The sequence below is a fragment of the Glutamicibacter sp. HZAU genome (assembly GCF_004100365.1).
Taxonomy (GTDB): Bacteria; Actinomycetota; Actinomycetes; order Actinomycetales; family Micrococcaceae; genus Glutamicibacter; species Glutamicibacter nicotianae.
This window is the reverse complement of record NZ_SCKZ01000001.1, coordinates 556277-578205: the sequence shown is the minus strand read 5'-3', so window position 1 is coordinate 578205 and position 21929 is coordinate 556277. Positions and strand designations below refer to the sequence as shown.

Here is a 21929-nt window from a genome sequence, read left to right as displayed (position 1 = left end):
CCCTCGGCGCTGACGGAGGCCATGGGCATGCTCAACCACCATTTCGCAGCAGCCGCCTGATCGGCGCAGAGCGACAGCCTACCTCTGACTGCCGCCAATCTTTGCAACAGAGCCGGCAGTAGCACTCGGCGCCGGACTTATGTTGCTGGAACAGCCGATAATCAGAGTCCAAGCCTTCAATACCTTTGATGAATAGGACTATCTGCGTGGAATAACTGCCATGTTGGCACATGTTCAATAACGGTCGTTTTTGAAACGAGCGGCGAACCCGGGCGACACGCCGGGGTTTTTGTTTCAGAAACGTCTTTCAAAACCGAAGTGTTGCACAACCTGGCTGTGTACCGTTTTTGATATGCCAGTCATTGGATACGCGCGAGTGAGCACGCGCGAGCAGAACCCGCAGGCGCAGGCGGCCGAGCTGCGCGCGGCCGGGGCCGAGCAGATATTTACTGACCGTGGGGAGTCGAGCAGGGAGGCTGCGCAGCCGCAGTGGGTCGCGTGCAGGGCGCAATTGCAGCCAGGGGATATTTTGGTCATCCGCGCCCTGGATCGCGTGGCAGGTGAAGAGCGGATGGCCATTGAGATTATCCGCGAGCTGGGGGGAGCGCGGCGTGAGAATTAAAAGTCTTACCGAGCCATTCTTGGACATGGACATATCTACGCCAATGGGCGAAGTGTTCCTTTTCCAATTTCCTTGCCTCTATTAAGCCCGGTGCGATTCACTCCTTGGGGTCCTATTAGTGCCTGCCTAAAGTGGCTCGTGCTTGGCGCAGCAACGGCTCGTCGACCATCTGTCCTTCGAAAGCGAACACTCCTGGGTTCTCCTTGGCCGCGTCAAGGATCCGCCGTGCGCGATCCAGTTCCGCTTCGGTGGGCGCGAACGCCTCGCGGATGACCGGCATCTGGTTGGGGTGGATCGAGGCTTTCGCCGCGAATCCCGAAGCCTTGGCATCGCGGGACTCTGCGCCCAGGCCTTCCAGGTCGGGGATGTCCAGGTATACGGAATCAACTGCCGCCTTGCCATGGGCCACCGCATGCAGCAGCACCTGCGACCGCGCGAACCTTGCCACCTCGCGGTAGCTGCCGTCCCCGCCACGGGAGGAGGTGCCGCCGAGCGAGGCGATCAGGTCTTCGGCGCCCCACATCAGTGCGACGACATTCGGCGCCTCGGCAATCTGTCCGGCATTGGTGATGCCCTTGGCCGTTTCGCATAGCGCCAGCACGTCGTATCCGGCCAACGCGGACGGATCCTCCGCGGACTCGCACTTGGGCAGCATCACGGTGTGGTAGGCGGTCTGCTCCAGCGCTTCGAAGTCCTTGGCGAAGTGCTCGCTGTCCACCGGGTTCACGCGCACAATCACCCGTTCGGGATCCAGCGGGGTCTCCACCAAGGCTCTGCGGGCAGCGTCCTTGTTCGCGGGGGCCACCGCATCTTCCAGGTCGATGATGACCGCGTCGGCGCGCTGCGCCGCCTTGGCATAGCGCTCGGGCCGGTCTGCCGGGCAGAACAGCAGGGAAGGACCCATCAGGAAGCTAGCCATGGGCATTTTCCCCCTTGGCTTCCAGCGCGTCCTGGTGCGCCTGCCTGGTCCACATCAGGCAGGTGCGGGTGGCGGTTGCCACGACCTCGCCGTGCTGGTTGCGGCCCGTGTGCGTCATGGACGCCAGCCCCTGGCCGGGGCGCGACTTGGATTCGCGCAGCGCGGTGATCTCGGTTTCGGTGTAGAGCGTATCGCCGTGGAACATCGGGTGCGGGAACTTCACGTCGTTGATGCCCAGCTGCCCCACGATGGTGCCTTCGGTCAGCTGGCCCACCGACTGGCCGATCATGGTGCTCAAGGTCAGCAGCGAGTTGACCAGCGGCTTGCCGAAGGGCTGGGTGGAAGCCCACGCGGCGTCCAGATGCAGGCCCTGGTTGTTCATGGTCATCGTCGTGAAGGCGACGTTGTCCGCTTCGGTCAGGGTGCGTCCGGGCTTGTGCACGTAGGTGGCGCCGAGCTGCAGCTCGTCGAAGTAGAGGCCGCGCTGCTCCACGCGGGTGGGGGTTTGCTCGCTCATGCGTCCTGCTCCTGATGCTTCGCTTCGGTACTCTGCATTGCTTCCACGGTGGCCACGACCTGCTTGGCCTTGACCAGATCCCCGGGCTTCAGGCCGGTCATGCGCACGATGCCATCGGCGGGGGAGATCAGCTGGTGCTCCATCTTCATCGCTTCGATGCTCAGCAGCAGCTGGCCGGCGGCGACCACATCGCCATCGGCAACCTGCACGCTGATCACGGTGCCGGGCATGGGGGATTCGACATGCGGGGAGAAGGTCCCGGACTCGATGGCGAGGGTGGCCAGGTGGCGTTCGAGGACTTCTTCGCGGGAAAGCTTGCGCACCGCCGCGGTCCACCCGTCCTCGCACAGCCACAGCGTGCCGTCTTCGGCGAAGGCGTGCTGGAGTGCTGTGCGCTGGCCGTTGACCGACAGGGTTCCATCCGGTTCCTGGCGCACAGTGAATTCTTCGCCGCCTACTCGCACCAAGCTGGCATCCTGCTCCCTGAGCAGCGCGGTCTTGCCCTCGGCCGCCTCGGCATCGAAGTACTGGATGCTGGCCCGGCGATGCTGCGCCCGCCAGCCATCGCGCAGGCCCCAGGGTGTTTTCGCCGCAGGAATCCGCTGGTCCTCAAGGTGCGCCGCCAGCGCCAGTTCGCGGGGCCCGAGCTGGCGGAAGGCGAACTGGTCCAGCTTCCGCTCGATCAGGTTGGTGTCCAGGCGTCCGGCCGCCACATCCTCGTCCGCCAGCAGCAGCCGCAGGTACTCGCTGTTGGCCAGCACGCCCAGCACCACGGTGCCGGCCAGCGCCTGATCCAGCCGGACCAGCGCCTCGGTGCGGTCCTCGCCCCAGGCGATGAGCTTGGACAGCATCGGGTCGTAGTGGGCGCTGATCTCCAAGCCGTCGCGCAGCGAGGAATCCACGCGGACATTCTCCGGCTCGCTTACGCGCAGCACGGTGCCCACCGAAGGCAGGAAGCCGGAGGTCGGGTCCTCGGCGTAGAGCCGGGCCTCGATGGCATGGCCGCACAGCGCCACCTGGTCCTGGGTGAAGTCCAGCGCCTGGCCGGCCGCGATGCGCACCTGCCACTGCACCAGATCCAGCTTCTCACCGTTGACCCGCACGACTTGTTCGGTGACCGGGTGCTCCACCTGCAGGCGGGTATTCATTTCCATGAAGAAGAACTCGTCGGGGTTCTGGTCGCTGACCAGGAACTCGACGGTGCCCGCGCCGACGTAGCCCACGGACTGCGCGGCGGCTACCGCGGCGGTGCCGATGCGCTCGCGGATCTGCGCGCCGTGCTCCAGGTTCTCGAACAGCGGGGCCGGGGCTTCCTCGATGACCTTCTGGTGGCGGCGCTGCAAGGAGCATTCGCGTTCGCCCAGGTGCACGGTGTTCCCGTGCTTGTCGGCCAGGATCTGCACCTCGATATGGCGCGGATTGCGCACCAGCCGCTCGAGGAACAGGGTGTCATCGCCAAACGCGCTGCGCGCGGTGCGCCGGGCGCTGGCCAGCGCCTCGGGCAGCTGCGCGGCGGATTCCACCGCGAACATGCCCTTGCCGCCGCCTCCGGCCGAGGGCTTGATCAGCAGCGGGAAGCCGACATCCGTGGCGGCTGCGAGCAGCTGCTCGTCGCCCAGGCCGGGTTCGGCGATGCCGGGAACCACCGGCACCTGGTGGGAGAGCACATGGTTCTTGGAGCGGATCTTGTCGCCCATCAGGTTGATCGAGTTCACCGGCGGGCCGATGAAGGTGATGCCGGCGGCTTCCAAGGCGCGGGCGAAATCCACGTTCTCGGAGAGGAACCCGTAGCCGGGATGGACCGCCTGGGCGCCGGTGCGCCGGCAGGCGGCGATCACCGCGTCGAGATCCAGGTAGCTTTCATTGGCCGGGGCCGCGCCGATGCGCACCGCGCGGTCGGCTTCGGACACATGCAGGGCCCCGGCGTCGGCATCGGAGTACACGGCGACGGATTCGATGCCCAGGCGGCGCAGGGTGCGGATGATGCGCACCGCGATTTCCCCGCGGTTGGCAATCAGGACGGTATCAAAGAGCTTGGCAGTCATGGTGGTTTCCTCGCACTACATCCGGAAGAGGCCGAAGCTGGTCTCCGGCAGTGGCTGGCGGGCGCAGACATCCAGGGCCAGGCCGAGCACCCGGCGGGTATCGGCCGGGTCGATGACCCCGTCGTCCCATAGTCTGGCGGTGGAATAGTAGGGGTTGCCCTGGGTTTCGTATTGCTCGCGGATTGGCGCCTTGAACGCTTCCTCTTCCTCATCGCTCCAGTTGCCGCCGGCCGCCTCGATCCCGTCGCGCTTGACCGTGGACAACACGGATGAAGCCTGGGCCCCGCCCATCACCGAGATCCGCGCGTTCGGCCACATCCACAAGAAGCGCGGGGAGTAGGCCCGGCCGCACATCGAGTAGTTGCCGGCGCCGAAGGAGCCGCCGATGATCACCGTCAGCTTGGGTACCCGGGCGGTGGCCACCGCGGTGACCATCTTCGCCCCGTGCTTGGCAATGCCGTCGGCCTCGTAGTCGCGGCCCACCATGAACCCCGCGAGGTTCTGCAGGAAGAGCAAAGGGATGCCGCGCTGGTCGCACAGCTCGATGAAGTGCGCGCCCTTCATCGCGGATTCCGAGAACAGCACGCCGTTATTGGCGATGATGCCCACCTGGTGGCCATGGATGCGCGCGAAGCCGGTGACCAGGGTGGTGCCGTATTCGGCCTTGAACTCGTGGAACTTGCTGGAATCGACAATGCGGGCGATGACTTCGTGCACGTCGTAGGGCGCGTTGACATCCACCGGCACCACACCTGCCAGTTCGCTGCCCGGGTACAACGGCTCGGCCACCTGCTCCTCGATGCCCCAAGCAGGGGCCGGGTTGGCCGGCAGGGTGGAGACGATATCGCGGATGATCATCAGCGCATGCTCGTCGTTCTCGGCCAGGTGGTCCACCACGCCGGAGGTCTTGGCATGCAACTCGCCGCCACCCAGTTCCTCGGCGGTGACGATTTCCCCGATGGCAGCCTTCACCAGCGGCGGGCCGCCGAGGAAGATCGTGCCCTGGTTGCGCACGATCACCGTTTCGTCGCTCATCGCCGGGACATAGGCGCCGCCGGCGGTGCAGGAGCCGAGCACCGCTGCCAGCTGCGGGATCTTGGCCGCCGAAAGCTGCGCCTGGTTGTAGAAGATGCGCCCGAAGTGCTCGCGGTCCGGGAACACCTCGTCCTGCATCGGCAGGAACGCTCCGCCTGAATCCACCAGGTAGATGCACGGCAGGTTGTTCTCCAACGCGATTTCCTGGGCGCGCAGGTGCTTCTTGACGGTCATCGGGAAGTAGGTGCCGCCCTTGACAGTGGCGTCATTTGCGATGACCAGCACGTGCCGCCCATGCACCAGGCCGATGCCGGCAATCATTCCGGCCCCGGGGCTCGCGCCGTCGTACATGCCCTCGGCGGCCAGCGGGGCGATTTCCAGGAACGGCGAGCCGTCATCCAGCAGCGCGTCCACCCGCTCGCGGGGCAGCAGTTTGCCGCGATCCACATGCCGTTGCCGGGATTTATCGGAGCCGCCGAGCGCGGCACGTTCGAGCCGTTCATGCAGCTCGGCCAGCAACGGCGCCTGGTCGGCGGCATTGCGCTGAAACTGCTCGGGGTTCAGTTGGGAGGAAAGGGTCTTCACGAAGTCAATCCTTGCTGGTCGGTTCGCTGGCGATTACCTGGGGTACGGGCAGCTGCTGCGGGGGCAGCGGGAATTCGTCGGGCACCGCGAGGATGCGCATGGCCAGGGAAATGAAGTTCAGTTGCACTTCGGCCAGCGAGAGCCGGCCGTCCTTGCGGTACCAGTGCGAGACGCCGGTGCCCATTTCCATCAGGGCCAGGCGGGCAATGCCCAGATCCACGGTGTTGAAACTGCCCTGGCGCTCGCCGGCCTGCAGCGCGTCGGCGAAGAGCTGTTCGTAGGCGTCGCGCAGCGCTTGCATCTGCTCACGGGCGGCGGGCGACAGCGCGCGCATCTCGTATTCGGTGACGCGTGCGGTGCTGGGGTTGGTGGCGGTGAATCCGACGTGGAAGGCCACGAGCAAGGCGAGCTGGCGCACCGGGTCGGTGCTGCCGTCCAGCGCCTGCTTGGCACCGGAGATCATGGCGGACAGGCAGTCGTTCATGATGCCCAGCAACAGGTCTTCCTTGCCGCCGACATAGTGGTAGAGGGTGGCCGAGTTCAGCCCCACCGCGCTGCCCAATTCGCGGATGCCCGTGGCAGCGAAGCCGCGCTGGGCAAAGCAGGCTACGGCTGCTTGCTGGACCTTTCCCAGTTCCATGGACACCACCCTGTGACTCAGAAGCCAATCAATCGATTGACAGTCTCCATCCAACCGAACAAAGACTGTGGTGTCAATCACAACCTCCTGTTGCTGGCATATTAAATGTCGCCGAAATATGACGCCTGCTATTCATGAATCAAATGCATAACAATAGACTGCTTGATGTTATTTACTGACAAGCTATAGATAATCCGGCTTGGCAGCTCATTAGACCCCGCAGGAAGGCATGATGCTGCAACCCGAATCGACAACCCCCAAATGCAACGATGCAACCTCGACCGGGCCTTCGCGCCGCGGTCTGCTCGCCGGCGCCTCCGGCCTCCTTGCCCTGGCCGGACTGGCGGCCTGCGCTTCGCCGCAGGCCTCCGACGCGGACCGCGCGCAACTGGCCGACCCCGCGCGGACCCCCGACGAAGTGCTGCAGGTGCTGCGCGCCGGAAACCAGCGCTATTGCGCCGGCAAGCCGGAGCACCCCAACCAGGCAATTGACCGGCGCAGCGAGCAAGCCGAGCACCAGAGCCCCTTCGCCTTGATTCACGGCTGCGTGGATTCCCGCGCCACCCCCGAGCTCCTGTTCGACCAGGGGATTGGAGACCTGTTCGTCACCCGGACAGCCGGTGCAGTGCTCGATGACACCTTGGTGGGCAGCATGGAATTCGCTGTCTCCAGTCCGTACTCGGTACCACTGCTGGTTGTTCTCGGGCACACCGCCTGCGGCGCGGTGACGGGCACGTTGAAGGCGATGGAGAAAGATGCCGGGAATCCGCACTTGCCCGGCGAGATGGAAGACTTCGCAGCACAGATTGCACCCGTAGCCCGCACAGCAGGAGTCGAGGGTTCGGGAAGCGAAGCGGTGGACACGGTGGTGCAGGCCAATGCCCGCGCAGTGGTGGAGCAGCTGCTCGAGCGCTCTGCCATCATTCGCAAGGCGGTGGAGGAACAGCGGACCCGAGTGGTGCCGGCGGTCTACGACCTGGAGACCGGAGAAGTGAGCTGGCTGGAGGACTGACCATCTGGAGACATCCAACTCGCAGGCTTATCGGCACGGTGCCGTGATGTGCCTGCAGTGGCACTGGTACTCTCGACGCTGGATGCCATTGCGGCATTCGCCAGTGACCAGTCCGCAGGCAGCTGCGGTGAAAGGCCCCATGACAGCCACCGAATCCAGTGCCAACGCCCGCACCCGTGCAGCAGTCGCCACCCTGTTCCTCACCAACGGAGCGCTCTTTGCCAATATGGCGCCGCGGCTTCCCGAGCTGAAGCGGGAACTGGGATTGGACACCGCAAGCTATGGCTTGCTGGTTACCGCGTGGCCCATTGGGGCGATCCTTGCCGGTTTGGCCGCAGGCGCGCTGGTTCGCCGTTTCGGTTCCGCGCAGGTTGCCGTCGTCGGAACCATGGCTACCGGTGCGGCATTGCTCGCCGCCGGCAGCGCCCCGGGGGTGCTCTGGGTGGTGCTGGCCTTCGCCGTGGGCGGTGCCATGGACTCGATTACCGATGTCGGGCAGAACGCGCACGGCCTGGTGGTGCAACGGCGTTATGGGCGTTCGATCTTGAACTCCTTCCACGCCTTGTGGTCTGTCGGAGCGGTGCTTGGCGGCTTGATGGCCGCCGGGGCGATTCAGCTGAACCTGTCACTTCCGGTGCATTTGGGCATATCGATGGCGCTGTTCGCCGTGGTGGCGCTGATCGCATTGAAATTCTGCCTGCCCCGGTCCGCTGAGCAGGGGGCCATCGAACCCGTTGTGCCAACGGCCGCCGGGACCGTCCGGACTGCGGGCCCGGCAGGATCCCGCGGCCGGATGCTGCTGATGATGAGCGCCTTGGTCTTGATCTCCGTGGCTGGAGTGATGGTCGAGGATGCCGGAAATTCCTGGTCAACACTGTATCTGGGAGAGCTCGGAGCACCAGCGGCGCTGGCGGCCAGCGGGTTCATCGCCTTGGTCGGCGCCCAGTTCATTGGCCGAATCCTCGGCGATGGGATGGTCAACCGCTTTGGACAGCGCCGCATGGCCCAGTTAGGCGGCGCGCTGATAGCGCTCGGCATGGGCTTGGCTTTGCTGTTCCCCAGTGTGCCGGGCACCTTGCTGGGTTTCGCGGCGGCTGGATTCGGCTCGGCAACTCTGGTCCCGGCGGTGATGGACCAAGCCGACAAGCTGCCGGGCCTGTCCCCGGGAACCGGGTTGAGCATTGTCTCCTGGCTCATGCGATTGGGCTTCTTGCTCTCGCCGCCACTGGTCGGATTCCTTGCCGAGAATGTCGGGTTACGGCTGGCCCTGCTGGTTTTCCCCATTGCGGGTCTGGTGGTGCTGATTTGCTCGCCGGTGCTGCGCGGAAAAGGCCCGCGCGGCAACGGAACAGGGGAACCAAGGAGAAACTGCTAGTTTTCGCCCCGGAGCGTGATGGAGTCGATTGCTTTTCCGTGGAGATCCTCAATGACCAGATTGACCACAAGTTCTTTCCAGCTGATCAGCGAACTCATGGCGCGGCGAACATAGTCAAGGGTTTGCTGCTCGATAATCTGAACCGAGCTATTCCCAGCCATGCTCCGGCGAATCGGGGGATTGAACTGATTAATGAACGCGTGATACCCCACCTTGAAACGGTGCTGGGTGTGCCTCTCTACCGCAAGCACGTCTCATTCAGTTTCCAGAAGCCCGAAAAACAGGAGGCCAACAAGGCCATGCTCATCTGAGCTGGCCTAGCGCAGCAATAGTCGCGGACGGCACCATCGTCTTAAGCGGAGTGCAAGCGACCAGGTGAACCTGGGAAATGGGAACGGGCGGGATCCATGTGGATCCCGCCCGTTCCCGCCTGTTATCAGGCCTACATGATGCCTGTGGGAACCAGAAGCGCCCATGACAGCGCGGGTGCCAGCAGCACGACGGCCCCCGCGTAGATCATCAACTGCTTGTAGACCAGCTGGCGGTCCGTTTCCTTCACGTTCGCCACCACCAGGGCGCCCGCAGTGGAGAACGGGGATACATCGACCACGGTTGCCGCGATGGCGATGGCCGCCACGGTGCCGGAGGCGCTCAACGAGCTGACTGCCAGCAGCGGCCCGGCCAGCGGGATGAAGGCCGCCAGCAGCGCGGTGGAGGAAGCGAAGGCCGAACCAACGCCGATCACGTAGCACAGCACCAACGCGATCAGGATCGGCGCACCCAGCGCCAACGCCTTGTGGGCCAGGGTATCGATGACGCCCACATGGGTGAGCAACGAAACGTAGGTGATCATGCCCGAGACGAGCAGCACGGTCGACCAAGAGATCCCGGAAACGAACTTATGCTGCTCCTTGATGTTCAGCAGCGCCAGCAGCAGGCCCGCGGTGAGGGCGACAAAGCCGATCGGCAATCCGAAGCCCAAGGCGCAAACCAGCATGGCCCCGATGAGCACCAGGGTATAGATCTGCTGGCCGCGGGGGCGGGTGCTGCGCGAATCATCCAGCTCGGTATGCGAGACACCGTCTCCGGCACGCAGCTTGCCCATGAGCGCGAAGGCGATCACCGTCAGGATCGAGAGGACCAGATTGATTGCGAAGCTGGCGGCAAACAGGGCGTTGGCCGAAACCGGGAAACCATTTTCCATCGCAATGTCATGGACCAGGACGCCGGACACCGACAGCGGCGAGAATCCGCCGGCATGAGCGCCATTGATGATGAAAGCGCCCATCAGCAGCGGGTGGATGCGCGACTCGTAGGCGAAGCCGATGGCAGCCGGGGCCAGCAGCGCAACCGCTGCGGGAGAGAAAGTGCCCAGCGAAGTCAGTGCAGCGGCCACGAGGAAGAAGACCCAGGGCAGCAGCATGGTCTTGCCTCGCACCATGCGTACGCAGTTCTGCACGATGACGTTGATGGTCCCGTTGTGCTGGGCCATGCTGAAGAAATAGGTCACGCCGATGATGGTCAGCACGATGCTGGCCGGGAAATCCGCCAGGATCTCCTTGTCGCTCATGCCGAGCATGAAATAGCCGACGCCAAAGGCGGCCACCAGTCCCATGACGCCGATATTCACCGGCCACTTGGTGGCAACGATGAACATGATCACCAGGACCACCAACGGGATGATCTGTTCTGCGGTCATCGCATTCCGGGAGTCCGGCGCGGGGGAAGAGCCCAAGAGCGCGGGCCCGGCCAGCAGTGCGGCAACCACCGCAACGGCGAGCACTGCGACCGCGATCAGCAGGTTGCGTCGTTTGCGTTGGTTGGCCCGTCGTGGGTCGACGGTCTGTACATCGATGTCGCCATGCTCGGCTTGAGGCGCGGCTTCGGTCAAAGTCTTAGTCATGGAGCTCTCCTCAGCGACTCGCGATTGCTAGCTCGGCCCCGGCGGCGTTGCCCAGGGACTCGGGGAGGTGGATGGTGGAGGTCGCGATGGATCGGGCGGTGCGGTCCACGCCGATGATCATCGAGCCATCGCGTTTTTCGTACCAGGTCTCGATGACGCCAGCCGGGGTGCGCAGGCGCAGCGTCGCGCGAGGTTCGCCAGGCACGATGCTGCTGAGCACGGTCCCCGGTGTGCGGGCACCCAGGGTCAGGGCGATGCTTCCGGTAATTGCCAGTGCTGGATGGGGTTTGCCCATCGAGAGCATCATGGCATTGGCATCGTTGCCGGAGGCTTCTTCCGGCGCTGCCACGATCGCCAGCTTCGGGATGGCACGCGCGGCCTGGCCAAGGGTGGCGGCCAGCCCCATGCGTACTGCGGCTTCGCGGCGCACCTCATCCAAGGTGCCCAGTTGCAGCTCGACAGCGGCCATCCACGAGTCGTAGTTTCCGGTATCCAATCCTAGGTCCTCGGCGCGGACGACGACGACCGGTGCACCGGCATCGATCATGGATACGGTCCAGTTGCGGCCGTCGATGCGCAAGGTGTCCGTGGGGTTCGATGTGGGCAGCAGGCTGCCGGTGGTCTTGCCTGCAGGGTCGCGGAAACCAAGTCCAACCTTGTAGCCAGGCCGCACGACGCCGGACATCTGGGCTTGCGGGACAATCGGCAAGGCACCGTCGGGAGTATCTACGCGCTGGATGATGATCTGGCCGGTGTTGGTATTGCGGGTGATGATCTGGGTGACATCTGCTTCCGGGGCGACCCAGCCGTGCTCTATGGCGTACAGTCCCACCACTGCAGAGCAATTGCCGCAGTTGCTGCCCCAGTCGACGGTGGCTTCCTCGATCCCGACTTGGGCGAAGGTATACTCCACGTCGATTTCTGCATCGGTGGATGGGCGGAGAATCACGGCCTTGCTGGTCGTGGAAGTGGCTCCGCCCACGCCATCAATCTGCCGTGGATCCGGGCTTCCGTAGAGCCGGGGCAGCAGTTCGTCGAGGCTGATCTCCGTTTGCTCCAAATGCTCGGATTCGAAGACCCAGCACTTGCTGGTGCCTCCACGCATCCATTCGGCTTGTATGTTCATCGTCATTCCTACGTGTCGTTGTGCCGCGCGTTTTGCTCCCGGTCACTCGATCCGGATATGTATGGTGATCCGGCTATCAATGAACGTTAATTTGGATCACAAATGAAGTCCACGTACAAGGAATTCAATAGACTGTAGAACTACTTAATTTGCTTGAATGGAGCGGGGCTGGAGTCTGATGTTCTAACTGATGGGCAGCACAAGCGACGCCGATCAGGGATTTGCCGACTAGAGTTTTCAGTGGTTGAACCAAAAATTAAATTTATTGAAGAGATACTTACGGCAGGTTGGCCACTCAACGTGTTTTTTAGGTAATATGACGTGACACTTCGCTAGCAGTCGACTTCTCTTCCGCTTTGCGTGGGCCGCTTCAAGGGCTGTCAGTGGCCATCAGCAGCTGATGCAACGCGGCGTTCGAAAGAGCTCGAAAGCTGTACGGTTACGCTTGGAGCATGGAAGATGCGCTGAAGAAGATCAGCTGGCCGGTACTCACCGAGCGGCTGAGCCTGCGCCGGGTGGAATCGGCTGATGTGGAGGCACTCTGGCGCTACCGGCAGCTTGTCGAAGTTACGCAGTGGATCACCGCTGGCCCTGAATCACTGGAAGATTTCCGCGCCATGTTCGTCGCGAAGGACTATCCGCTGAAGGATCTGGCCGTGGAACTGGATACCGGCCAGGGGACCGAGCTGATTGGCACGGTCATGCTGAATATCGTGGATGGCTGGGGTCAAAGCGAAGTTGAGCAGAGTGCCAAAGGCGTTGAGGGAAACCTCGGCTGGAGCTTCGACCCGGCCTACGGCGGCAAGGGCTACGCCACCGAAGCCGTCCGTGCTGCCATCGGCCTATGCTTCGGCCCACTGGGCCTGCGCCGGGTTACTGCCGAATGCTTCGCCGCCAATGAGCCATCGGGGAAATTGATGGAGCGCGTGGGGATGCGCAAGGAATTCTACGGCCGCAAGGACAGCCTGCACCGCAACGGGGAATGGATGGATTCCATGGGCTACGCGCTGTTGGCCGAGGAATGGACGGACTCGACTTCCTGCTGAAGGGGCTCTTCGAGTTTTAGCATGGGAACCTCATCAAAGTTGCCGAGACACAGCAAGACCCCGTGACCACTGACGGTCATGGGGTCTTGCTGTACTGAAATTTCGCGAACTCAGTAGTACACCGCCAGCGGGCCATTGGGGCCCGGAACGACGTTGACCGGAGTCTCGAAAACTTCGCTGAGGATCTCGTCCTGCATGATCTGCGTCGGGGTGCCGAAGTGCACCACCTTGCCCTGCTTCATGGCGCAGATGTAGTCAGCGTAGTGCCCGGCGAAATTGATATCGTGCAGCACGATCACGATGGTGCGGTTCAGCTCGCGGGCAGCACGCTGCAGGTGCTGCATCATCACTACCGAGTGCTTCATGTCCAGATTGTTCAGCGGCTCATCGAGCAGCACCGTGTCGGTGTCCTGAGCCAGAACCATGGCCACGTAGGCGCGCTGGCGCTGGCCTCCGGAAAGCTCATCCAGGTAGCGGCCTTCCAGCTCGCCCAGATCCAGGAAGTCGATGGAGCGCGAGATGATTTCTTCGTCGGCCTGGGTCAGCCGTCCCTTGGAGTGCGGGTAGCGGCCGAAGCCCACCAGCTGGCGCACGGTCAGGCGGGTGACGAAGTGGTTCTCCTGTCGCAGGATCGAGACGATCTTGGCCAGGTCCTTCGAGCTGGTCTTGGACACGTCGTAGCCGGAGACCTCGATGGAGCCCTGGTCGATGCCCAGCAGGCGCCCGACCATGGTGAGCATGGTGGACTTGCCAGCTCCGTTGGGGCCCACAAGCGCGGTGATCCCGCCGGTGGGGATTTCCAAGCTGACCGGGCCGATGGACACCGTGGAGCTGTACTTCTTGCTGACGGAATTGAGGGTAATCACAGCCGGCCCTTTCGCAGGATGAAGATCAAGAAGGTAATGCCGCCGACGGCTTCGATGATGATGCCAACCACGCCTTCGGCGTAGAAGACGTTCTTCATGATGAAGTAGGCGCCGGCCAGGACCACGAAGCCGATGAGGAACGACATCGGATAGATGAAGCGGTGGTCATAGGTGTCGGCCAGCTGGTAAGCCAAGGTGGCCACCAGGAAGCCGAGGAAGGTCAGCGGACCGACCAGCGCGGTGGTGACAGCCATGAGGATGGAGATGAAGAACAGGCTCTTCATGACTTCGCGGCGGTGGTTGATGCCCAGGTTGATGGTGGTTTCCTTGCCCAGGGCGAGGATGTTCATCTTCTTGGAAGACAGCACCAGGTAGCCGCCGGCGATCAGCACCAGCGGGATGGCCACCGGCATGTAGCTCATGTCGGCGTTGGCCATCGAGCCGAACAGGCGTGCGGTGAGCACGTCGAATTCGCTCGGGGTCAGCAGGCGCTGCATGAAGGTCGAGATCGAGCCCAGCCCGGTGCCGATGATGATGCCCACCAGCAGCATGATCTGGATGTTGCCCAGCTTGCCGGACAGCAGCCAGCCGTACAGCGCCACCGACAGGCCCACCATGATCGCCACTTGCAACACGAACTGGCTGACCCCGGTAAAGAAGGTCACGCCGGCCACGCCCAGCACGAAGACCGCGCCGGTCTGCACCACGCGGTACAGGGCTTCGAAGCCCATGATCGACGGGGTGATGATGCGGTTGTTGGTGACCGTCTGGAAGGCGACGGTGGCGATGGCCTGGCAGGCCGCCACGATCACCATGGTCAGGATGTTGCTGGCGCGCAGCTTGGCGATGATCCAGAAGCCGTCGGAGCCGACTGGCATCGGGTTGTCCCATGCCAGCAGGCCGGCGGCGAAGAACAGGGCGAGCCCGATCATGATGGACAGGGTGATCCAGTAGCGCTTGCGGACCTGCTTGGTGGGAAGCGGGCCTGCCGAGCGTCCGGCGTGATGGGTGCCCAAGGCGGGGTGAGTCATGAGATTAGCCAACTTTACGCTGCCTCAGTAGCAGGAAGATGAAGACGACCGCGCCGAGCACGCCCAGGATCAGGGAGACCGGGACCTCGAACGGCATGATGATGGTGCGGCCGACAAGATCGCAGATCGTGGTGATCGCGATGCCCAGCAGGCAGACCCAGGGCAGGTTGCTGCGCAGGTCGTCGCCGCGGACCATCGAGACGATATTCGGCACGATCAGCCCGAGGAACGGCAGGTTGCCGATGACCACGGTGACCACGCCGGTGGCGACCGCGATCAGCGCGGTGCCCAGCAGCATCACCTGGCGGTAGTTCAGGCCCACGTTGGTGGCGATTTCCTCGCCCAATCCGGCCACGGTGAAGCGGTCGGCAACGATGTAGATGGCCACTGCCACGATGGCCACGATCCACAGCACCTCGTACTGCCCGCGGATCACCGAGGTGAAGGATCCTGCCAGCCAGATGCCCATGGACTGCAGCTTGTCGGTGGACAGGGCGAAGAAGGTGGAGAAGGCGCCGACGACGGAGCCGAGCATGATGCCCACGATCGGTACGGTCAGCGATGCCTTGAGCGAAACCCGCTGCAGGAACAGGAAGAAGATCATGGTGCCGATGAAGGCGAAGGCAATCGCCACGCTCATCTTGGCCAGCAAGGTGGCGGTGGGGAAGAAGACCAGCATGGTCAGCAGGCCAAGGCCCGCCCATTCGGTGGTGCCGGTGGTGGTCGGCTCCACGAAGCGGTTCTGGGTCAGCAGCTGCATGACCAATCCGCTCATGGCCATGGCGGCACCGGCGAGCACCAGTGCGATGGTGCGCGGAATGCGCGTGACGGCGAACATCATCGCGCCGTCGTCCTTGCCGAAGATGTCGTAGACGCCGGTGAACAGCGAGAACGCCAGCAGCACCAGCACCGCGAGGATGCCCAGTGCGAGTTTGCCGGTGAGGACCTTGCTCTTGGTCCGGGCCGGGAGGGTCGTGCTTGTCATAATGCCGCCGTGGAAATATGTGGTGGGAATGCGCCTCTAGTGGCGAAGCCGGAATCCGGCTTCGCCACTAGAGGCCAGGGGAGTTCGAGACGCTTACTTGGCAGCTTCCAGGGCGTCAGCGAAATCATTCAGGAACTCGGTGTAGGTCTGGATGCTCTCGTTGGTGTAGGTGTCAGCCGGCATCACGATAACCTGGGCTTCCTTGGCGGCAGTGACGTTCTGCAACGCTTCGGAATTCTCCAGCAGTTCCTTGGCAGGCTGGTAGTCGACACCATCAGCGGCAACAGCTGCGTCGCGGTCCATGACGATGATCCAGTCAGGGTTCGACTTGGCGATGGCCTCGACCGAAACGTCGTCGCCCTCATGGTCGGTGGAGGACTCTTCGAGCTCCAGCGCCGGGGTCAGGCCCAGGAAGTCGAACATCGGGCCGACGGTGCGGCCGGTGGTCGGAGCCGAGTAGCCCAGCTCGCCGCCCGAGGCGATCAAGCCCATGACGGTCTCGTCCTTGTTGTAGGCATCGGTTACGCGCTTCTCAGCAGCCTGGAATTCCTCAACGAGCTTCTTGGCCTCGGCCTGCTTGCCGAAGATTTCGCCCAGGGTGGTGACCTGGCGTTCCAGCTCGGTGTTGAGTGGCTCGCCTTCGCGTGGGTCGAGGGAAACGATGGTGGCTTCTGGTGCCAGTTCCTTGAACTTCGGTGCGTGCTGGGTGTAGCGCTGGCCGTTGATGATCAGGTCAGGGTCGACGGTGACTACCGATTCCAGGTTGGGTTCCTTATGGCTTCCCAAATCCAGGATCTTCTCGTCCTTGGTGTAGGAGATGGTGTCCGGCATCAGGGACACGGCGCCTGCGGTCAGCTCGATGCCCCAGGAATCGAGGGTCTCGAAGGTGCGGTTATCGGTTGCAACGACAGACTTTGCGGGAACCGTGATGGTCTTCTCGCCTTCGTTGTCGGTGATGGTGACAGTCTTGGCATCGCCGGCCTTGGCCTCGGCAGCGGTATCGGTTGCGGAACCGCAAGCGGTCAGGGACAGCGCGGCGATGCTCAGCAGTGCGGCAGCGCGAAGCTTCATGGAGGACATGTATTCCTTCTTCGAACAGCAACCGACGTTGGTTGCGCTTTTAAGTGATCTGTTACTTAGCTTAGCCTTATCTGATCTAATTAAGCTAAGTCGCCCTTATGTTAGCCCGGTCACTTTAAAGCACTGTTTAGCAAGGTTGATCGACGTGAAACTTGGCGTTTGCTGAGTCTAACCCCAGTTGACTGGGAGATTTCCGAGAAAAATAAAAACCATCAGCCTTGTTTAATTAGTCCATATTGCTTCGGCGGCCGCGTCAGGGAACGTCATGAATTGCACCGGTAACGATTTCCATGACGGAATAAAGGGCATTAATGCCTAATCTTTCCCGCCGCGTATCAGGCGGCCGGGTAGGTAATCCTCAGCTGCGGGCAAATCACGGCGCCAGGGCTCAGCTCAGCGGCCTTGGCCTCGGGTCCATCAATGATATGGAGGACTTCGGCGCCGCGGGCCAAGAGGTAATCGGCAATGATTCGGCGGTGGCAACGCCACCACACCGCTTCGGCGCACATGATCGCAATCTTCTGGCCGACGGCCCGCTCCTGGAGCTGCTGGATTGCGTGGAGGAAATCATCGCCGAGTGCGTGGTCGGCGTAATTATGGAAGCTGCGGTTCCTCCACCACGCGTTGACCTCGAAATCGACGCTCTGGCTCACCGGGCGCCTGCCGGCTAGAGCCTCCTCGCGATGCAGGCCGATTCCTGCCGCTTTCAACGAGGCTTGCAAGGCATCGGAGTTGAACTGCGGGAACTTGCGGGATCCGTCCAGCTTGCGAACGTCCACCACCTGCATGATTCCGTGCTGCATCAGCAGAGCGAGGAAATCCTCAATGGATCTTGTTGAGTGTCCAATGGTGAAAATCCTGGCGGGCAAAGTGCTGGCTCCCTGGAAGAGGATAGGAAACGGACTAGTGCTGTTCGTGCTTGGCGGAGCTGAGCACCAGCTGTAGCAGCTCCTGGACCTCGGCAGCGCGGGACTGCCAGTAACCGGTATCGAGCCCGAAACCGAGGGACGCTTCATCGGCACGTTTCTTGAAGTAGTCCCGATGGTCTTCAAGGGCATTGGCCAAATCTGCGAACTGGTCGTTGCTGAGTTCCAAATTCAGGGTTTTATGCTTCATGAGCTTCATCCTCGGTTGAGTGCGAATGCTATAAAGCAGAGAATACGCCGATTGCCAGCAAGAATGCTGTCAATTGAGCTGCCACTCAGGAAGAGGTCGGCGGCGCGAGTGAAGGGAATAGGCTCAAGGCAGGCCTCGTTGTGCCAGATACGAGCATCAACCAGAAGGAGCAATTCATGGCTGAAGGAAATCGAGTAGTACTCATTGGCGGACACGGGAAGGTCGCCCTGCTGGCGGCTCCCAAGCTGGCTGATCGCGGCTACGCGGTCGATTCGCTGATCCGCAACCCCGAGCACGCCGCCGACATCAAGGCAGCAGGTGCCAAGCCGGTGGTCCTCGATATCGAGAGCGCCGAGGTGGACCAGCTGGCGGAAGCCTTCACCGGTGCCAGTGCCATTGTGTTCTCGGCGGGAGCCGGCGGCGGCAACGAGCAGCGCACCCGCGCCGTGGATTACGAGGCGGCAGTGCGATCCATGAAGGCTGCCAAGCAGGCCGGGGTGGACCGTTTCGTGATGGTCTCCTACAGCCGTGCGCTGGTCGACGTGGACAACCTGGACCCGTCCAACTCCTTCTACCCCTATGCCAAGGCCAAGCACGACGCGGATGCCTTCCTGCGCGGCACCGACCTGGACTACACGATCCTGGGCCCGGGCGCGCTGACTTTGGAGCCTGCAAGCAAGCATGTGGTGCTGGCCGACGAAGCGGGGAACCTCAAGGATTCGGACGCTGATGGCGAGGGGATGCAGACCTCCCGCGAGAATGTCGCGGAAGTGATCACCCATGTGGTGGCCAACAATGCGGCACGCCGGACCACGGTGAACTTCTACGACGGCAAGATGCCGATCGTCGAAGCGATCCTCTAGGTCGTGCGCGGGATAGAAGTCCGCGGCTTCCACTGAGTGGATGCCCGGGCTTCTGCCCGCGGGCAACCGGTGGGATCATGTGCCCATGACCAAACTAGAACCTGCAGCGAACCACTACGGACGCGATGTCTCGGCCAGGATTGGAAGCGCGGCTCCCAATCTGTTCGAGCAGTACCCGTTGCTGGCGGCGCTGTGGGAGGACGCCAAGGACCTTCTAGCGGTCCGGAGCAATGACGCCCACACGCTGTATTCGGTGTCCATTGCCCATCAGCTGCTGGAGCACCACCCGCATGCGGAGGCCAAAATCGTGTTGCCGGCCATGCTGCTGCACGACATCGGCTGGTCTGCCGTTGATCCGGACCTCGTGCTCAGTGCGATCGCGCCGGGCGCGGGCAACCCGGAACTCGTGCTGCAGCACGAAAAGGAAGGCGCCAAGCTGGCGGTGCGGCTGCTGGAAAAACATGATGTGGCGCAGGAAGATATCGAACGCATTGTCCACATCATCGATGGCCATGACTCCCGCGCCGAATCCACCAGCATCGAGGATTCCCTGGTCAAGGACGCGGACAAGCTCTGGCGGCTGACCGGCCATGGGCTGGACACCATCATGGACTGGTTCGGCCTGACCCGCGTCCAGGCGTTCACGCTGGTGGAATCTCGGGTTGCGGGGAAGCTCTTCACCGAGGCGGCCCGGAGCATGGCCAGCGGATTCATTGCGGTCCAGCGCGCCAGCATGCTGCCGCAGCGGCTCGTGCTCGAAGGGCGCTAGCTGTCCGCACCGCAGGCAACCCGACGCAGCGCTCCCGAACCGGTTCCCCGGGAGCATCCAGCCCCGAGGGCTACTGTGGGGTGTTCCAGCGGTTTATGCGAGGGCATGAGCAGATTTCCAACAGGAGGCATAATGGCCGGTGGCAGTTCGCAGCCAGGGCGCAGCGTCACATCGAAGATCCTCGCGATCCTTGCCGCCTTCGAGACAACCAGGAGGTCGCTGAGCCTGACCGAAATTTCCGCCGCGGCCGACCTGCCGCTATCCACCACCCACCGGCTGGTGGGCGAACTGGTGGATGCCGGGATGCTCAGCCGCTCCGCCAACGGCGGCATCCAATTGGGCCTGCGCCTCTGGGCGATCGCCCAGAACACCGGCCGGCAACTTCGCGACACTGCCCGTCCTTACGTGCAGGACCTGTTCTCCTTGACCGGCGAAACCAGCCAGCTGGCCATCCGCGACGGGAACATGTCGCTGTACATCGACCGCGTCTACGGCACCAAGCGCATTGCCCGGGCCTCGCGGGTCGGCGGGCGACTGCCGCTGCACGCCACCGCCGTGGGCAAGGTCATTCTCGCTTTTTCCGAATCGTGGGTCGCCGACGCCTATCTGGAACTGCCCCTGCAACAGATGACCGCGCATACCCGCAGCAACCCCAAGCAGCTGCGCGAGGAGCTGGAGCGGGTCCGCGAGAAGGGGTATGCCACCACCAATGAGGAGGTCCGGCTGGGCACCTCGTCGATTGCGGTCCCGGTCTTCCACACCGGCCGCCTGGGCTGTTCCATCGGCCTGGTTATCCCGACCTCCCATGCCGCGAACATGGACCGTTTCCTGCCCGTGCTCCAGGGGACGTCCCGGCGGCTGGAAGCCGCGACCGTGCATATTCCGCTGGAAACCTTGCTGGGCATCGTATCTGGCCCCGACATGAATGTTCCCGAGGAAGAGTCGCCGGAAGAAGGATAGCGGGGCAGGAAAGGCAGCTTCCACTGGATGGAAGTTCCCGCTATACCGCGGGGTGTGGGGTAGGTAACACTTGGGTTAGTGAACGTGGCGCGGAGCACACCGTGCCCCATCGATTTCCCAAGGAGCAGTTCCATGACGAGCACCCCAGCCATCTCGGGCGGATGCCCAATGGGCTTCGGCGCCGAAGCGCCGGCCGGCCATCACGGGTACGAGCCGTTTGCAATGGAGAACCCCTTCCCGTCCTACGCGAAGATGCGCAGCGAGCAGCCGGTCATGTTCGACGAGCGAACCGGCCTGTACGTGCTCACCCGCTATGACGACGTGAAGGCGGTCTTCGAAGACTGGGAGACCTTCTCCTCGGAGAACGCGCAGGCTCCTGTCCGCAAGCGCGGCCCGCAGGCCACCAAGATCATGAATGACGGCGGATTCACCACCTACTCCGGCCTGTCCGCCCGCCGCCCGCCGGAGCACACCCGCATCCGCGCGATTGCGCAGAAGGCCTTCACCCCGCGCCGCTTCAAGGCGCTGGAGCCGATGATCCGCGAGAACGTGCGCAGCGCCATCGAGCAGATGCTCGCCCGCGGCGACGGGCATGCGGAAATCGTGGCGGACCTGGCCTACTCGCTGCCGACCATCACCATCGTGACCCTGATCGGCGCCGACATCTCCAAGGTCGACACCTACAAGCGCTGGAGCGATTCCCGTGCGGCCATGACCTGGGGCGACCTCAGCGATGAAGAGCAGATCCCGCACGCCCACAACCTGGTCGAATACTGGGACGAATGCCAGAAGCTGGTCGCCGAAGCCCACGCAACGGAAGGCGACAGCCTGACTGCCGACCTGGTCAAGGCGCAGAACGAAGGTGCGGAGATCACCGATCACGAGATCGCCTCGCTGCTCTACTCGCTGCTGTTCGCAGGCCACGAGACCACCACCACGCTGATCTCCAACTGCGTGCGCGTGCTGCTTGAGCACCGCGACGCCTGGGACGCGCTGGTTGCCGAGCCCAAGCAGATCCCCAAGGCCATCGACGAAGTGCTGCGCTATTCCGGCTCCATTGTCGGCTGGCGCCGCAAGGCGCTGAAGGACACCGAGATCGCCGGCGTGCAGATCCCCCAGGGTGCAGAACTATTGCTGCTGATGGGATCGGCCAACCGCGACGAATCCCGCTTCGAGAACGGCGAGGACTTCGACATCACCCGCGCCAACGCCCGCGACCACCTGTCCTTCGGCTTCGGCATCCACTACTGCCTGGGCAATATGCTCGCCAAGCTGCAGGCGAAGATCGCGCTGGAGGAACTGGCCAGCGCGCTGCCGAACCTCCAACTGGTGGATGGCGATGCCATCACCTTCCGCAAGAACATTTCCTTCCGCGTCCCCGATTTCGTGAACGTCACGCTGAACGCGGATGCCGATTCGCTGAAAGAGGCCTAG

General features: G+C 63.1%; 22 protein-coding genes. 9 read left to right on the top strand and 13 right to left on the bottom strand.

Going from position 1 to position 21929, the window contains the following annotated elements; genetic code table 11:
* Nucleotides 1-352 precede the first annotated feature (352 nt).
* Complete coding sequence (locus EKH49_RS02665; protein ID WP_236640996.1) at nucleotides 353-622, top strand: recombinase family protein; 270 nt, start codon at nucleotides 353-355, stop codon at nucleotides 620-622.
* A 115-nt stretch (nucleotides 623-737) separates the two neighbouring features.
* Here the strand turns inward: EKH49_RS02665 and EKH49_RS02660 are convergent, their stop codons facing one another.
* The 5 genes from EKH49_RS02660 to EKH49_RS02640 are packed head-to-tail and all read right to left on the bottom strand — an operon-like array spanning nucleotide 738 to nucleotide 6363.
* The gene (locus EKH49_RS02660; RefSeq protein WP_236640995.1) at nucleotides 738-1541 is read right to left on the bottom strand and encodes an HpcH/HpaI aldolase/citrate lyase family protein; all 804 of its coding nucleotides are present in this window, start codon (nucleotides 1539-1541) and stop codon (nucleotides 738-740) included.
* Nucleotides 1534-2058 (bottom strand): MaoC family dehydratase, encoded by a 525-nt coding sequence (locus tag EKH49_RS02655; RefSeq protein ID WP_128469571.1) that lies wholly within the window; start codon nucleotides 2056-2058, stop codon nucleotides 1534-1536. Before EKH49_RS02655 ends, EKH49_RS02660 begins: the two co-directional genes overlap by 8 nt.
* The gene (locus EKH49_RS02650; RefSeq protein ID WP_128469570.1) at nucleotides 2055-4103 is read right to left on the bottom strand and encodes an ATP-binding protein; all 2049 of its coding nucleotides are present in this window, start codon (nucleotides 4101-4103) and stop codon (nucleotides 2055-2057) included. Before EKH49_RS02650 ends, EKH49_RS02655 begins: the two co-directional genes overlap by 4 nt.
* Nucleotides 4104-4118: 15 nt before the next feature.
* Complete coding sequence (locus EKH49_RS02645) at nucleotides 4119-5723, bottom strand: carboxyl transferase domain-containing protein (protein ID WP_128469569.1); 1605 nt, start codon at nucleotides 5721-5723, stop codon at nucleotides 4119-4121.
* A 4-nt stretch (nucleotides 5724-5727) separates the two neighbouring features.
* Entirely contained in the window at nucleotides 5728-6363 is a 636-nt protein-coding gene (locus EKH49_RS02640; protein ID WP_128469568.1) for a TetR/AcrR family transcriptional regulator, read from the bottom strand.
* Between the two features lie 229 nt (nucleotides 6364-6592).
* On the opposite strand from EKH49_RS02640, the gene EKH49_RS02635 reads away from it, so the two are divergent.
* The 3 genes from EKH49_RS02635 to EKH49_RS02625 all read left to right on the top strand — a co-directional run bounded on the left by EKH49_RS02635 (nucleotide 6593) and on the right by EKH49_RS02625 (nucleotide 9061).
* Nucleotides 6593-7375, top strand: a complete 783-nt coding sequence (locus EKH49_RS02635; RefSeq protein WP_128469567.1) for a carbonic anhydrase — start codon at nucleotides 6593-6595, stop codon at nucleotides 7373-7375.
* A 139-nt stretch (nucleotides 7376-7514) separates the two neighbouring features.
* Complete coding sequence (locus tag EKH49_RS02630) at nucleotides 7515-8750, top strand: MFS transporter (protein ID WP_236640994.1); 1236 nt, start codon at nucleotides 7515-7517, stop codon at nucleotides 8748-8750.
* Nucleotides 8751-8788: 38 nt separating this feature from the next.
* Nucleotides 8789-9061 carry a hypothetical protein gene (locus EKH49_RS02625; RefSeq protein ID WP_128469565.1) on the top strand — a complete coding sequence of 91 codons (273 nt, stop codon included), beginning with the start codon at nucleotides 8789-8791 and terminating at the stop codon, nucleotides 9059-9061.
* A gap of 131 nt (nucleotides 9062-9192) precedes the next feature.
* Here EKH49_RS02625 and EKH49_RS02620 read toward each other — a convergent pair whose 3' ends face one another.
* A complete protein-coding gene (locus EKH49_RS02620; RefSeq protein WP_128469564.1) occupies nucleotides 9193-10653 on the bottom strand; it encodes an SLC13 family permease in 1461 nt (486 codons plus the stop codon).
* A gap of 10 nt (nucleotides 10654-10663) precedes the next feature.
* Entirely contained in the window at nucleotides 10664-11779 is a 1116-nt protein-coding gene (locus EKH49_RS02615) for a PrpF domain-containing protein (protein ID WP_128469563.1), read from the bottom strand.
* Nucleotides 11780-12231: 452 nt separating this feature from the next.
* Between EKH49_RS02615 and EKH49_RS02610 the strand changes: the two genes are divergently transcribed.
* Nucleotides 12232-12825, top strand: a complete 594-nt coding sequence (locus EKH49_RS02610) for a GNAT family N-acetyltransferase (RefSeq protein WP_128469562.1) — start codon at nucleotides 12232-12234, stop codon at nucleotides 12823-12825.
* Between the two features lie 110 nt (nucleotides 12826-12935).
* Here EKH49_RS02610 and EKH49_RS02605 read toward each other — a convergent pair whose 3' ends face one another.
* The 6 genes from EKH49_RS02605 to EKH49_RS16795 form a co-directional block, all read right to left on the bottom strand.
* Nucleotides 12936-13691, bottom strand: a complete 756-nt coding sequence (locus EKH49_RS02605; protein ID WP_128469561.1) for an iron ABC transporter ATP-binding protein — start codon at nucleotides 13689-13691, stop codon at nucleotides 12936-12938.
* On the bottom strand, nucleotides 13688-14722 hold the full coding sequence (locus EKH49_RS02600; RefSeq protein ID WP_128469560.1) for an iron chelate uptake ABC transporter family permease subunit: 1035 nt from the start codon (nucleotides 14720-14722) through the stop codon (nucleotides 13688-13690). The genes EKH49_RS02605 and EKH49_RS02600 overlap by 4 nt, the downstream gene beginning before the upstream one ends.
* Nucleotides 14723-14726: 4 nt before the next feature.
* Entirely contained in the window at nucleotides 14727-15707 is a 981-nt protein-coding gene (locus EKH49_RS02595; protein ID WP_121867597.1) for an ABC transporter permease, read from the bottom strand.
* A gap of 93 nt (nucleotides 15708-15800) precedes the next feature.
* Entirely contained in the window at nucleotides 15801-16787 is a 987-nt protein-coding gene (locus EKH49_RS02590; protein WP_128469559.1) for a siderophore ABC transporter substrate-binding protein, read from the bottom strand.
* Between the two features lie 335 nt (nucleotides 16788-17122).
* Nucleotides 17123-17656: a DUF488 domain-containing protein gene (locus EKH49_RS02585; protein WP_269088415.1), complete on the bottom strand. Its 534-nt coding sequence runs from the start codon at nucleotides 17654-17656 to the stop codon at nucleotides 17123-17125.
* Between the two features lie 34 nt (nucleotides 17657-17690).
* Nucleotides 17691-17903, bottom strand: a complete 213-nt coding sequence (locus tag EKH49_RS16795) for a hypothetical protein (protein ID WP_038992925.1) — start codon at nucleotides 17901-17903, stop codon at nucleotides 17691-17693.
* 176 nt (nucleotides 17904-18079) lie between these two features.
* Between EKH49_RS16795 and EKH49_RS02580 the strand changes: the two genes are divergently transcribed.
* The 4 genes from EKH49_RS02580 to EKH49_RS02565 all read left to right on the top strand — a co-directional run bounded on the left by EKH49_RS02580 (nucleotide 18080) and on the right by EKH49_RS02565 (nucleotide 21929).
* Nucleotides 18080-18766, top strand: coding sequence for an SDR family oxidoreductase (locus tag EKH49_RS02580; protein WP_066143451.1), 687 nt, complete (start codon nucleotides 18080-18082; stop codon nucleotides 18764-18766).
* 85 nt (nucleotides 18767-18851) lie between these two features.
* Complete coding sequence (locus EKH49_RS02575; RefSeq protein ID WP_128469557.1) at nucleotides 18852-19535, top strand: HD domain-containing protein; 684 nt, start codon at nucleotides 18852-18854, stop codon at nucleotides 19533-19535.
* A gap of 132 nt (nucleotides 19536-19667) precedes the next feature.
* Nucleotides 19668-20495, top strand: a complete 828-nt coding sequence (locus EKH49_RS02570) for an IclR family transcriptional regulator (RefSeq protein ID WP_128469556.1) — start codon at nucleotides 19668-19670, stop codon at nucleotides 20493-20495.
* Nucleotides 20496-20627: 132 nt separating this feature from the next.
* Nucleotides 20628-21929 carry a cytochrome P450 gene (locus EKH49_RS02565; protein WP_038992926.1) on the top strand — a complete coding sequence of 434 codons (1302 nt, stop codon included), beginning with the start codon at nucleotides 20628-20630 and terminating at the stop codon, nucleotides 21927-21929.